Source organism: Sphingobacterium sp. LZ11T8 (genome assembly GCF_024261425.1).
Taxonomy (GTDB): domain Bacteria; phylum Bacteroidota; class Bacteroidia; order Sphingobacteriales; family Sphingobacteriaceae; genus Sphingobacterium.
On the sequence record NZ_JANBZY010000001.1, the window covers coordinates 39,109 to 52,308 of the forward strand.

12 protein-coding genes are annotated in these 13,200 nt (G+C 40.8%); 4 read left to right on the forward strand and 8 right to left on the reverse strand.

What is annotated here, in order from left to right; all coding sequences use genetic code 11:
* Nucleotides 1–33 precede the first annotated feature (33 nt).
* From atpH to NLF99_RS00210, 8 genes are all read right to left on the reverse strand, one after another.
* Entirely contained in the window at nt 34–579 is a 546-nt protein-coding gene (gene atpH, locus NLF99_RS00175) for an ATP synthase F1 subunit delta (protein ID WP_254526334.1), read from the reverse strand.
* Nucleotides 580–606: 27 nt separating this feature from the next.
* Nucleotides 607–1,107 carry a F0F1 ATP synthase subunit B gene (locus NLF99_RS00180; protein WP_185210885.1) on the reverse strand — a complete coding sequence of 167 codons (501 nt, stop codon included), beginning with the start codon at nt 1,105–1,107 and terminating at the stop codon, nt 607–609.
* 109 nt (nt 1,108–1,216) lie between these two features.
* A complete protein-coding gene (gene atpE, locus NLF99_RS00185) occupies nt 1,217–1,408 on the reverse strand; it encodes an ATP synthase F0 subunit C (protein WP_093098685.1) in 192 nt (63 codons plus the stop codon).
* A 38-nt stretch (nt 1,409–1,446) separates the two neighbouring features.
* Complete coding sequence (gene atpB, locus NLF99_RS00190; RefSeq protein ID WP_185210887.1) at nt 1,447–2,532, reverse strand: F0F1 ATP synthase subunit A; 1,086 nt, start codon at nt 2,530–2,532, stop codon at nt 1,447–1,449.
* 89 nt (nt 2,533–2,621) lie between these two features.
* On the reverse strand, nt 2,622–3,026 hold the full coding sequence (locus NLF99_RS00195; RefSeq protein WP_185210889.1) for a hypothetical protein: 405 nt from the start codon (nt 3,024–3,026) through the stop codon (nt 2,622–2,624).
* Nucleotides 3,019–3,246, reverse strand: coding sequence for an AtpZ/AtpI family protein (locus tag NLF99_RS00200; RefSeq protein ID WP_237219428.1), 228 nt, complete (start codon nt 3,244–3,246; stop codon nt 3,019–3,021). Before NLF99_RS00200 ends, NLF99_RS00195 begins: the two co-directional genes overlap by 8 nt.
* Before the next feature lie 862 nt (nt 3,247–4,108).
* Nucleotides 4,109–4,723, reverse strand: a complete 615-nt coding sequence (locus tag NLF99_RS00205) for a hypothetical protein (protein WP_185210890.1) — start codon at nt 4,721–4,723, stop codon at nt 4,109–4,111.
* A gap of 132 nt (nt 4,724–4,855) precedes the next feature.
* Nucleotides 4,856–7,060 carry a helix-turn-helix domain-containing protein gene (locus NLF99_RS00210; protein ID WP_254526335.1) on the reverse strand — a complete coding sequence of 735 codons (2,205 nt, stop codon included), beginning with the start codon at nt 7,058–7,060 and terminating at the stop codon, nt 4,856–4,858.
* A gap of 109 nt (nt 7,061–7,169) precedes the next feature.
* On the opposite strand from NLF99_RS00210, the gene NLF99_RS00215 reads away from it, so the two are divergent.
* The 4 genes from NLF99_RS00215 to NLF99_RS00230 all read left to right on the forward strand — a co-directional run bounded on the left by NLF99_RS00215 (nt 7,170) and on the right by NLF99_RS00230 (nt 13,012).
* On the forward strand, nt 7,170–7,676 hold the full coding sequence (locus tag NLF99_RS00215) for a phosphoheptose isomerase (RefSeq protein WP_185210893.1): 507 nt from the start codon (nt 7,170–7,172) through the stop codon (nt 7,674–7,676).
* A gap of 558 nt (nt 7,677–8,234) precedes the next feature.
* Nucleotides 8,235–10,130 (forward strand): DNA topoisomerase IV subunit B, encoded by a 1,896-nt coding sequence (locus NLF99_RS00220; protein WP_254526336.1) that lies wholly within the window; start codon nt 8,235–8,237, stop codon nt 10,128–10,130.
* Nucleotides 10,131–10,184: 54 nt separating this feature from the next.
* A complete protein-coding gene (gene purU, locus NLF99_RS00225) occupies nt 10,185–11,027 on the forward strand; it encodes a formyltetrahydrofolate deformylase (protein WP_185216046.1) in 843 nt (280 codons plus the stop codon).
* A gap of 203 nt (nt 11,028–11,230) precedes the next feature.
* Nucleotides 11,231–13,012 (forward strand): hypothetical protein, encoded by a 1,782-nt coding sequence (locus tag NLF99_RS00230; protein WP_254526337.1) that lies wholly within the window; start codon nt 11,231–11,233, stop codon nt 13,010–13,012.
* Nucleotides 13,013–13,200: the final 188 nt, after the last annotated feature.

Sequence of the window (13,200 nt, forward strand, 5' to 3'; positions counted from 1 at the left end):
TGATTCTATTATATCTTGTTCTCGAACGCCGGATTAAACTCCTTGGTTCTCGAAATGTCTCTCTAATTTATTAAGCTTGCCTTGAATACTTGCATCAATCTGCTTGTCTCCAACCTTCACCACAAAGCCACCGATCAATGATTTGTCTACTTTGTTAGCTAAGATGACCTCGGCGTTGATCTGAGCAGCAATCTGCTCTTTTAATGCCTGTAGGTTGGCCTCCGATAAAGGACTGGCCGAAACAACTTCTGCATGAACGATACCTTTAACCTCGTTGTATTCACGAACAAACTCTAAGGCTGTCGCATAAACTAATTCTGCACGGCCTTTTCTAACCATGATATTGAAGAACTCCAATATCTCCGGTCTGATTTTACCTTGAAATAAAGCCTTCAAGATCGCAAGTTTCTTGTCCGTCTTAATGATCGGATTGTTTAAAACTGCTTGCAATTCCGTGTTAGATTTGATTATGGCAATAACTCCTTCGATATCCGCCTTAACCCCATCCAGACTCTCCTGCTCTACCGACAAGTCGATTAATGACTTGGCATATCTTGAAGCTACTTTGAAAACTGACATACGCTAATTTTTAAATTCGTTAACCAATTAGTTTAATTTAACATCTTTCATCAAGTCAGCTACTAAAGCTTCTTGCTTTCCTTGGTCCTCGAATTCTTTCGTTAATACTTTGCGCGCAATCTCTAAAGATAAGGTAGAAACTTGGTTCTTAACCTCAGCTAAAGCTTTTAATTTTTGGTCTTCAATCTCGCGTTTAGCTTGCTCGATCAATTTACCACCTTCTACTTGAGCTGCATCTTTTGCCTCTGCCACGATCTTATCCTTCAATACTTTTGCTTCTTTCAAGATAACATCACGCTCTTCACGAGCCTTTTTTAACAAATTCTCGTTCTCATTGGTCAAACGTGCCATTTCCAATTTCGCCTTTTCTGCAGAAGCTAAAGCATCGGTAATGCCTTTTTCGCGTTCCTCTAAAGCATTTACAATCGGTTTCCAAGCATATTTCCCTAACAAAAAGATGACGATCAAAAGGATGATCAATTGCCAGAAAAATAACCCGAATGAAAAATCATGAATTAAAGCGTCCATTTATTTACGTTATTATATTTTTGAATTTAAATTTTTTGTCTTTTTGATAAACACAACTTGCAACCAACCGTTGCAAGATGTGTCCATTGTCTTTTGTAATAAGCTTAGCTTATTTACCTAATAGAAGAGCACCGAATGCTAAACCTTCCAATAAGGCACCGATGATGATCATCGCTGTTTGAATTTTAGATGCTGCTTCTGGTTGACGAGCGATAGCTTCCATTGCTGAACCACCGATTTTACCTAAACCTAAACCAGCTCCGATAACGATCAAACCTGCTCCTACTAAATTTGGAATCATAACAATTTTATATTTAAAAATTTAACAAAAAATTCGAATTAATGATGCGAATGCTCTTCCACTGCCATACCGATAAATAAGGATGACAACATCGTAAAGATAAACGCTTGTAAGAATGCTACCAATAATTCCAAGAAGAATAATAACAACGTTAGAATTAAGGATACACTCACTGAACCTACAACAGTCAACTGATGTTGCAACAAATACACAACAGCAATCAGACCCATTACAACGGTGTGACCAGCTGTAATGTTTGCAAACAAACGAACCATCAAGGAGAAAGGCTTAGTAAACAAACCTAATACTTCGATTGGCGCTAAAACAAATTTGAAAGGAACCGGTACTCCTGGCATCCAGAAAATATGTTTCCAGTAATCTTTGTTTGCTTTAAAATTCGTAATGAAAAATGTAAACAGGGCTAAACACAATGTAACAGAGATATTTCCAGTTACGTTTACCCCTAGTGGAGTTAGCCCTAATAAGTTCAATAAAAAGATCAAGAAGAATACAGACAACAAATATGGCATGAATTCTTTGTAACGATGCCCGATGTTAGGGATCGCCATCTCATCTCTCACGTATAGAACCAATGGCTCCAATGCACGTCCAATTCCTTTAGGGACCACGTTTGAACCGTTTTTATATGTTTTAGCTAAACTTGTAAATCCAATGAACAACAACAAAGCAGCCAACATCAAACCTAAAACATTCTTGGTAATCGAGAAGTCCCAAGGTTTTGCATTTGTTGGGTGATGTTTGTCATCGTATGTAATCGTACCTGCAGCATCTGTCTTGTAGATTTTGCCATGGTACAATTTGTAAAATTGACCGTCTTTTTCTACTACTTTATCGCCATGCTCGAACTCACCGGAAGAAAAAACCTTCAGACCACCATCAATCAAGATAACTGGTAAAGGGAAGCCATAATTCTTTCCTGTTTTAGAATCAGTAAAGAAATTGAAATAGTAATCATCCTTTAAGTGGTGTTGAATATGAGCGTTAATTTCCTCAGAACTAGAAGTTTCACCATGTGTATGCCCTTCTTCAGCAACTGAGCGGAATGGATTAACAGTAAACAAAATTACTGCAAATAATAAAAGTACTTTCTTAAGACTCACCATTTTAAAATAATGTTGAATTATGACAAATTTTGCGCAAAATTACAATTTTATTTGGCATAAATTCAGAATTGTTTAAACTTTTTAAAAAATTAGTTTTTATTAACCGTTTCTTGTTGATTTACAATATAATAGGCCGCAAAGGCATCATACATCAAATAAACAAAAAACACGACTAGAAAATTAAGCTCAATAAAATCATTCTCGAGTAGATTGATACCCTCATGAATGAACACATAACTGCCCACCGCTTTCAGGGTCATGCCGACCAAAAACGCAAAGCCGACCTGCACCGGCATCGTATAATCGATGAGCAACAAAATAATGACCATGACAACGGAAGCAATCGCCCCGAAGGTATACATCCCCTCTAAACTATAGCCCGATCCTATCCACCAATGATCATGATGGTTCATCTTCAAAACGGCATAATGTATCCCAAAACATACACCTGTGACGCCAAGCAGAACTAATAATAAGAGCAGGTATCTATTCATTTCTATTGATATAATTTACTTGTTTAATAAATTGATATAGGGAAAGTCCGACGCCAAACATCGTCAATCCCTTCATCCACCACTCCCCTTCTACCGCATATTTTTCGTCCAGCCAAGTCCCTAACCAGTAGAACACATAGATGGTCACCCCCATTTGAAAGGGCATGGAGGTAAATACCAACCATTTGTTGACCTTCTTATTTGACTTGCTTTCCTTCAAACTCTAGTAGATGGGTTAGCTAACAAAGATAATTAAATCTCATTAGGCTAAACCTTTTGTGTCGATTTTTTGTAAAAAAGCTGTTATTTGACTTCAAAATGATCGATTAACGGGCATTTCAGGTTATTTGTGGGTGGTTGCCAAGGATGTTATGGTTTGAACCAGGGTTAATGGGATGGGAGGATGGACCAAGATCGAGGGAAAGAACCAGGATTAAAGGGATGGGAGGATGGACCAAGATTATGATCAAATGTCGCAGGAAATTCCCCTATACTGTAGGGGCATATCGAATACGCCCGCCCCATGTAAACCCAAATTATTATCACCTTCTGATTTAAGAAACTCCATGATTTTCATGTTCTCGTCCGTACAATTTCCAGAACCCAAACCCCTTGAGGGGTGAAATATTTGTAGAATCTGGATGTTTGAAATGGCGAACCCACAGCGTGGGTGAAATATCTTTCAATAATTCCTCTTTATGGGTTAAAAAAGATAAAAAACAGTTTGTTCATCTTACGATTCACAACGACAACCAGATCGAAAAATAAAATAAAATAGATTCTTCGCTTCGCTTCTGAATCCCTCTTTAGTGCATTTTGATTCTGAACGATAAGTGAGGAATCTGTACGGTTCTTCTACTGAAGATATTGTCATCCTTAACCTTCGGTTAAGGAACTGTACAGCCCTGCAAAAAATGATTTTTTAATTTAGGATGTTTGCATTTCTCCGAGATTCTTCCTCCGTCAGAATGACACAAAAACTATTAACAAAATGATATGGTCAACATCCTGTTATCAGTTTCCGAAAAATTTTATCCAATTTTTTAACCCTCTGCGTGACACCGGATTTCAAATCATAAACACTAGTTCTGGGAAATAAAAAACTGGTCGGTATTCAGATAAATTATAGGAGGAAATTCTCCCTTATTATGGGCCAAAAGGTTTTCAATGACTACTTCATTAAGATCGGTTACTCGCTTATCCAACATCCTGGACCATAAAACTACAATAATCTCTGGTTCATTAACCAACTTTTCATCAAGGTTGAAATTCTTCAATAAAGCGGCTAAGGAAATATGCTCGCTTGATATATCAACAGCCGTCTTCGGGATATATTTATCAAACCGACCATCATAACGCCAATTCAGCGTCCTTATATTTTTACCAGGAGCATAACAATTGGCATGAAATGAAACTAGTTTTTGATCCTTAAAATAGAGTAATTGAATCGGCTGGGCAGCATTGTTCTTAAAAGTATCCGTGTACAGTAGCACATAGTTCTGCATACCGGAATCAGGCACTGCAAAGGAATATTTCGTTCCTTGGTATGGTCCTGTCAATTCAGCAGCAAACTTTTCATATTCCTGTTGATCAAACTCCTTTATATCCTTTATTCCAGCCGCTTTGTAAACCATGGCTCTACAGGAAGTCAGGAATAGCAATAGGAAAAACAAACCCGTAAAAACTCTCATATTCATTTCATTTAGATTAACAATCGTTTCTAGTAAAGCTAATTATTATTGAATTTAATCAATTAGCAATAAACAAAACGAAATCAGCTTAAACTTTAAGAATTCTTAACAAATTTAGTTTAACCAACTGCTTCGATCTTACTTCTCAGCTACTTCCATATACTTTTGGGCAATCCTGATCTGTGGGTAATCTACTTTCATGTCCATCAAGGTTCTTAGCTCGGTCGCTGAAGCATCTGGATGTGACTTGATGACCTTGACAATGTTTTGCAGCTCGGCATCCGGAATCAAATCTGATGCTTCAATATCGGAACCTATAAAATTGATCAGATGACCATAGATGGTTCCTACCACCATATCGCGTTTCGTAGCAATCTCTTCAATATCCATCCCATCCATAAACATATCCAGGGAAATCTGTTTGGTATCCTTCTCCTTTTCTTCTACTTCCTTCGCCAGATCCTCCTTAGGCTTGTTCCATTGCAGCAACTCCTCTGTCAGTTCATCCGAGGACTTATTTAGGGCTTCCGCAATAGTTAGGCTATGTTTGAGCTGCTCATGCTTTCTCTTGAAATCCAACAAAATACTCTTTAGGGTAGAAATATATTTCTTGGTCCTTTTCTTAACCTGCCATTGCTCAATATGCTTCTCCATTGGCGCTAAACATTCCTTATCAAATGTGGGAATAAACCAGCTGACCGCCGCTTTTGATCGCTCGCAGATCTTTTCATAGTCAAGGTCTACCTGACCCAGCATTTTGTACAGTTGGGTGATAAATTTGTTGGCCACCACTTCCTGTGCCTTTAATTTTGACAGCATGTCCTTCAGGAATTCAACGGCCTCATCTTTACCCTCAATTTTCTTCCCTTCTTGCTCCACGATCAGGGATTCCATTTCTTCACACATACTGTTCCAGCGGAAACTCTGCAATAAGATCTGACCGAGATATCTTTTTTGGGATTCCTGTAGGATCGGTTCTAAATCGGTGATGGCCTCCATCTGTTTCATAAAGCTGACCACCTGATAATCCGTACGGATGGCATAGGAAGGAACCCTGGAACGCAATACCAAACCTTCCAAGCCAGTCAACCTGCTCAGGGCTACATAGACCTGTCCAGCTGCAAAGGAAGTCCCTGCATCAATGATTGCCTTTTCAAAGGTCAAACCTTGGCTCTTATGGATGGTAATGGCCCATGCCAATCGCAAAGGAAATTGAGAGAATGTACCCAATACCTCCTCTTCGATCTTGTCATCCCCTTTGTTATAGGAATAGCGGATATTCTCCCAAGTTTCTCGTTTGACTTCCACATCCTCTTCCCCATTCGGAAAGGAAACTATGATCTTATGCTTTTCAACTTGAATATCCTTCACCGTACCGATCTTTCCATTGAAATAACGGCGTTCCTCACCTACATCATTCTTGATAAACATCACCTGTGCACCGACCCTCAGGCTCAAGGTCTCCTCTGCTGGAAACAGTCCATTCTGAAATTCATCCTTGATAATGGACTTAATCTGATGCAGCTTGCTGTCCAAGCTTTCCAGCTTCTCTTGGTTGATCTGGTCCGCAAGTCTATTATGTGAGGTCAAGGTAATATATTGTTCCCCTTCTGGGGCGATAAAATCCGGTTTGTAATGGGTATTCAAGTCATCGAGATCGGCATTTGTAGTCTCATTATTCCTGATTTTATTCAAGATATTGATGTAAGCATCATCCTGTTGTCTATAGATTTTCTGAAGTTCAATCAGTACCGGTGGCTGCTGCTTGAAAACTTTGGCATCAAAGAAAAACACACTGGAATAATAATCCCGAAGGACCTGCCATTCGCGATCTTGGACCACGGGCGGCAATTGGTACAGATCCCCAATAAAAAGGACCTGAACGCCTCCAAATGGGCGCATATCTCGACGTACACTTTTCAGGATGACATCAATTGCATCCAAGGTATCCGCACGGACCATGGAAACTTCATCAATTACCAACAGTTCCAATTCTTGCAGGATGGCGCGACGGTTCTTGGTTAATTTAATCGTACTAAACAACCTGTGCTTGTTGTAAATAAATTGGTCTGAATCTCCCCATTGCAAGGGATAATCTTCGATAAACACACCGAATGGCAGCCAGAACAGGGCATGAAGTGTTGTCCCGCCAGCATTCATCGCAGCCACACCTGTCGGCGCAGTGATGGCCATTTTCTTGTAGCTGTTCTCTCGGATAAACTTCAAAAAAGTAGTCTTTCCAGTCCCTGCTTTCCCAGTTAGAAATATGGGTTGCTGAGTCTGGTTAACGAACGCGACGGCCTTGGAAAAAATATCATTTTGTGTATCGAATGCTTGTGACATGAGGAAATTTCTTATTTTGCAAATATAAGGTAAATCAATCGATAGACTGATTTATGGCTTGTATTAATACAAAAGTTATATTATCTTCACATAAGTAAACATCGTAACCATGACATATATAGATAAAAGCGAATTATTTCAAGAGATTTCAAGTAAATTGACCAATAAGGGATTCAAGATTGAAAGCGAAGATCAGAATAGACCTTGGGGTGGATTTTTTGTGATCAACGAAGATCAGGCACAGGAATTTGCCGACGCTTATTTTGAAGGCCTAAACGTTCAAGACCTGAGAATATCTGGCAAATTAAGCCCAAAAGTTTTGATTGTAGGCCCTAACAAACGTTTATCATGGCAATATCACCACCGTAGAGCTGAAATTTGGCGTGTCATCCGTGGAGAAGTTGGTGTAGTAACCAGCCCTACTGATGAGGAACATGAACTAAAGATCTTAAAAGAAGGGGATTCCATCCGCCTTTCCCAAGGTGAAAGACATCGTCTTGTAGGATTGGGTTCCTACGGAGTCGTTGCTGAAATCTGGCAACATACCGACTCTGCCAATCCATCTGATGAAGATGATATCGTAAGAGTTCAAGATGACTTCGGAAGAGGGGTCTAAGGAATCCATAACATATACAAAAGGGAGATTTTCATGAAAATCTCCCTTTTCGTTTACAAGCATTCATGAGGATATTAATCTGTCCTCTATTCTTACTTGAGTTTCTTACTGACCTCATTCGAGACACATTCCGAATTTTTGCAACGTGTGTGCAACAGCATTAAGTCTATGTCCGAATCATTCTCGAATATGTCTCGAATAAGACCTCCTTTCTTTTCTAAAAAAAACTAGGGCAAACCTAGGAAATATAACATCCAGAAGACAGCAAGATGATGCGGATAAAAATATAAACAGGACAGTTTTATCACTACAATAACCTACTAATCAAGAACTTAAAACCACTTTTTCACGTGAAATAACAATTATTTGGCCATTAGATGTGGATAACTCCAATTGACAAAGCAATCAAAATTCCATTTCAGGCCTATCAATTGACAAGAATATTCCTGGTTTTGTGATGTGCAATTCTATTGGCGAATTAAATGTGCAAAAGTGTTGTGCAAAAGTCGATTAACTTTTTTATATTTTTGCGATGGTTCAAGAATATCGAAAAACATTATGAGTACATATAACGAAGATAGCATACGGTCCCTAGATTGGAAGGAACATATCCGACTGAGACCTGGGATGTATATTGGTAAGCTGGGGGATGGATCGGCCTATGATGATGGTATTTATGTATTATTGAAAGAGGTGGTTGACAACTCCATCGACGAGTTTGTCATGGGTGCTGGTAAGATCATCGATATCACCGTAAATGAGAACAGAGTGACGGTACGTGATTATGGCCGTGGTATCCCAATTGGTTCCGTAGTAGATGTTGTTTCCAAAATCAATACGGGCGGTAAGTACGACAGTAAAGCCTTTCAAAAATCGGTAGGATTGAACGGAGTAGGTACCAAAGCGGTGAATGCCCTGTCCAATCAGTTTTCCGTACAATCATATAGACAGAACGTAACGCGTATTGCGCAATTCAGCAAAGGGGAATTGATTTCTGATGAGCAAAAGGATACCACCCAGCGCAACGGTACATCAGTGACCTTCTATCCTGATGACAGCATTTTCCGGAACTATAAATATAGGTTGGAATTTGTGGAGAACATGATCTGGAATTATGTTTTCTTAAATTCTGGACTGACCATTAACTTCAATGGGCAGCGTTTCATCTCTGAAAATGGACTAAAAGACTTATTGGAGCGCAATGTAGATACCGAAGGGATGCGATATCCGATCATCCACCTTAAAGGGGATGATATCGAGATCGCCATGACCCACGGTCAGCAATATGGGGAAGAATATTATTCTTTTGTCAACGGACAACATACCACACAGGGCGGAACGCATCAAGCAGCCTATCGTGAGGCGGTCGTGAAGACGATCCGCGAGTTCTACAAAAAGGAATTCGATGCTTCTGACGTGCGTGCATCCATCATTGGAGCGATTGCCATCAAGGTACAAGAACCTGTATTCGAATCGCAGACCAAAACCAAGCTAGGTTCCCAAAGCGTTGGCCCTGAAGGTCCGACCGTGCGTACCTTCATCAATGACTTTGTCAAAAAGGCATTAGATGATTATCTGCATAAGAATCCGGCAACTGCAGATGCTCTGCAAAAGCGAATCATGCAATCGGAGCGAGAGCGTAAGGATATTGCTGGAATCAAGAAATTGGCCAATGAACGTGCAAAAAAAGCTTCCCTGCACAACAGAAAATTGAGGGATTGTAAGGTACATTTCAGCGATAAGCATGAGCGTAACCTTGAAACTACCTTATTTATAACAGAGGGTGATTCTGCATCTGGATCGATTACCAAATCCAGGGATGTATATACTCAAGCGGTATTCAGTCTTAAAGGTAAGCCATTGAACTCTTATGGCCTAACCAAGAAGATCGTCTATGAAAATGAGGAATTCAATTTATTGCAGCATGCCTTGAATATTGAGGAAGGCATCGAAGGCCTTCGTTATAACAATATCGTGATCGCGACGGATGCCGATGTGGATGGTATGCACATCCGCCTTCTATTGATGACCTTCTTCCTGCAGTTCTTCCCTGAATTGGTAAAAGCAGGACATGTATCCATCCTTCAAACCCCATTATTTAGGGTCCGTAATAAAAAGGAAACGATCTACTGCTACTCCGACGAAGAGCGGGTGAATGCCATCAAAAAATTGGGTTCAAAACCGGAGATCACCCGATTCAAAGGTTTGGGAGAGATCTCACCTTCGGAATTTGGCATGTTTATCGGAGAAAACATCCGTTTAGAGCCGGTAATCTTATCAAAGGACAATAAGCTTCCACAGTTGCTGGAATATTATATGGGTAAAAATACCCCGGACCGTCAAGTTCATATCGTCAACAACTTACGCGTTGAGTTGGATACTGAGGACGACTTAGTGACCACAAAAGATGGCGTTGAAGAGGCTGCAATAGAGTCTGTTCAGGAAGCCGTTTAATAAAATATTTGTGGGGAGAGGTCTTACTTCTCCCCCTTTTTCAACCTAACCAACATGAATACGCAAACCTTAATTCTCATCCAGTGTACGGATGCAGTTGGCCTTGTCGCCATCATTTCCAATGTTTTGGCTGAACAGGAGCTTAACATCGTGAGCATGCGCGAGTTTGTTGATGAAGCCAACAAGAAGTTCTTTGTTCGGGTAGTATGCGCCGGCGAACTATACCACAAGGAAGTCCTACAGCAAGCTTTAACAAATAGACTACCTTCCAACAGCCAGGTCATGATCAATCCTGACCAAAGGAAGCGTTTGGTGATCCTGGTCACCAAGGAGCATCACTGTTTGGCAGACATCTTGGTTCGCAATTATTTCGGCACTTTCCAAGCTGAAGTCCTCGCCGTGGTTGGGAACTATGACAACCTGCAGAAATTCACGGAGAAGTTTGACCTCCCTTTCCATTATATCAGCCATGAGAACAAGAGCAAGGAACAGTTTGAAGATGAACTGGCCGAGGTAGTTTCAAGCTATCAAGCGGACTATATTGTCTTGGCGAAATTCATGCGTATCCTTTCCCCTAGTTTTGTTGCCAAGTTTAAGGGCAAACTCATCAACATTCACCATTCCTTCTTGCCAGCTTTTATCGGAGCGAATCCCTATAAGCAGGCGCATGATCGCGGCGTGAAGATCATTGGCGCTACGGCCCACTTCGTTACCGACGACCTCGACGAAGGACCGATCATCGTGCAGAACACCAAATCCGTTGACCACAGCTACGACGTCAGCGGTATGCGCACCGCAGGGTCCGAAATCGAAAAAGCCGTCCTGAGCCGCGCCATCCAGCTCCTCTCCGAAGACCGCGTAATGCTGCACGGAAATAGGACGATTGTTTTTAAGTAGTATTTAGAATTTAGTATTTAGTAGTTAGTATTTAGTATTTAGACACCCTCTATGGCTATTATGAACCTGTATTTTTAATCTTAATACTAAATACTTAATACTAAATACTTCCCCCAAAGTGACCAACATCACATTTTCCTTTTATCAGCTGTTACTTTTTGTATGGGGATTGTTTTGTTATTTGCGGACAGTAAAAGATATACATGACGCATTCATTTCATATTCCTGTTTTAGGCCTTGCATTTTCGATAGATACGCCGATTAAAGTTGCTCAATTTGGTATTTCTTCGGTTATTTCGATCGTGGATGACGAGTTGATTGAGCGGATGCGCGAGTATTATTCGAAGAAGTATGAGCTAGCTTACGAGGCGATCAGCAAGAAACATGCTGATTACCGTGCAACACGTATCTGTAAATATTTGGATTTAGTTCAGGATTTGGTTTCTGAACAGGTGGAGCGCTTGAAACGTGTGGACTGGAAAGAGGATAAGGATGCTCAGCGTTATTTTGAACTGCTTCCGGAGGCACATCCGAGCAAGGAAAAATATACGCTCTGGAAATCATTGAAGCATGGCTATGAAAAGCATTTGGTTGCCAATGATATCCGCGAGGCCATGGTTCCAGGGGAAATCGACGTGAACATCATGTCTAAAGTGGACAAGATCAATAGAGATGCCGATGGCAATGAGCTGCCGGAGGTATTTTCGGATGCATCAGCAGCGGTACGAGGTTTTGCGATGAGCAAATTGCAGTCCTCATTGGTACTTTCCGCAGGGATGAATCCAAGGTTATATGCGTACCTATCAGAGTTGGGTACCTTCTTTCCAGATGCCGATGGAAATTTCAAGAAGAAGATTACTCTGAAGGTGTCAGACTATAGGTCGGCACTTATCCAAGCCAAGTATTTGGCAAAAAGAGGTATTTGGATTTCCGAATACCGGATTGAATCGGGCTTAAACTGTGGCGGTCATGCGTTTGCCACCGACGGATTTCTTTTAGGCCCGATTCTCGAAGAATTTAAGAACAATAAGGAAGCACTGATTGCGGAAATATTCCCGCTCTACCAAAGTGCCCTTCAAGAATTAGGTCTAAATAGTGAAAACGCTCCTGCAATCAAGTTTTCCGTCCAAGGAGGTGTGGGAACTTCGCAGGAGCATTCTTTCTTATTGGATTATTATAACATGGATGCCGTAGGTTGGGGGTCACCCTTCCTGCTGGTTCCGGAAGCTACGACGGTAGATGAGGAAACCCTCAATAACCTAGCAACAGCTACAGCGGATGATTTCTACATTTCCCAAGCTTCTCCATTAGGGGTTCCATTCAACAACTTCAGGAAGAGCACTGCAGAGCAGAGCCGTCTGAAAAGGATTGAACAGGGCAAACCCGGATTCCCCTGCACCAAGAAATACTTGGTTTCCGATACGAGCAATAGTACCGAGCCAGTTTGTACCGCTTCCAGGGTATATCAATTGAACAAGATCAATGAGTTAAAGCAACAGGAACTCGATGAAGCGAGTTATCAATTGGCTTACAATAAGATCGTTGAAAAACAATGCCTATGTGAAGGCTTGGCAACGCCGGCATATTTGAAATATGGTATCCTCAAACCTAGGGAAAGGGATGCTGTTGCCATCTGCCCTGGGCCGAACACCGCATATTTCAATAAAGTTTATAGCCTAAAGGAAATGGTTGACCATATTTATGGACGCGTCAATGTCTTAAATGGCGTGAATAGACCATCTTTCTTTATAAACGAACTCGATCTATATGTTAAACACTTGGCAGGATATATCAATGAAAACCTGTCAGACCTGGATGTGAAGAAGAAAAAGTACATCCAGAAATTCCACACTCAGCTCTTGGATGGTATTAGCTATTACCGTTCCCTTCAATCGAAAGTAAACTCAGCCTTTGGAGAATCCAAAACTGCATTTTATGAACAGTTGAACAGACTTGAGTCCCAACTTAGCCCCTTAAATGTGTAATAATAAGAAACCTACCTATGAAAAACGAAAGAGGTTGCCGATCATGGCAACCTCTTTTTTAATGTTTGTATGGAGCGGGCGCATGCGATACACCCCCTACGAATTTTATCTGTATTTACAGGAATTAGGATCTTGGTCTATCCTCGAATCCATTCCATCCTGGTTCAAATACCCCTCTTATTTCTACT

Excerpts from the sequence above, each read along its gene's own strand:
- atpH (WP_254526334.1), bottom strand. The coding sequence starts at position 579 with ATGTCAGTTTTCAAAGTAGCTTCAAGATATGCCAAGTCATTAATCGAC.
- NLF99_RS00180 (WP_185210885.1), bottom strand. The coding sequence starts at position 1,107 with ATGGACGCTTTAATTCATGATTTTTCATTCGGGTTATTTTTCTGGCAA.
- atpE (WP_093098685.1), bottom strand. The coding sequence starts at position 1,408 with ATGATTCCAAATTTAGTAGGAGCAGGTTTGATCGTTATCGGAGCTGGT.
- atpB (WP_185210887.1), bottom strand. The coding sequence starts at position 2,532 with ATGGTGAGTCTTAAGAAAGTACTTTTATTATTTGCAGTAATTTTGTTT.
- NLF99_RS00195 (WP_185210889.1), bottom strand. The coding sequence starts at position 3,026 with ATGAATAGATACCTGCTCTTATTATTAGTTCTGCTTGGCGTCACAGGT.
- NLF99_RS00205 (WP_185210890.1), bottom strand. The coding sequence starts at position 4,723 with ATGAATATGAGAGTTTTTACGGGTTTGTTTTTCCTATTGCTATTCCTG.
- NLF99_RS00210 (WP_254526335.1), bottom strand. The coding sequence starts at position 7,060 with ATGTCACAAGCATTCGATACACAAAATGATATTTTTTCCAAGGCCGTC.
- NLF99_RS00215 (WP_185210893.1), top strand. The coding sequence starts at position 7,170 with ATGACATATATAGATAAAAGCGAATTATTTCAAGAGATTTCAAGTAAA.
- NLF99_RS00220 (WP_254526336.1), top strand. The coding sequence starts at position 8,235 with ATGAGTACATATAACGAAGATAGCATACGGTCCCTAGATTGGAAGGAA.
- purU (WP_185216046.1), top strand. The coding sequence starts at position 10,185 with ATGAATACGCAAACCTTAATTCTCATCCAGTGTACGGATGCAGTTGGC.
- NLF99_RS00230 (WP_254526337.1), top strand. The coding sequence starts at position 11,231 with ATGACGCATTCATTTCATATTCCTGTTTTAGGCCTTGCATTTTCGATA.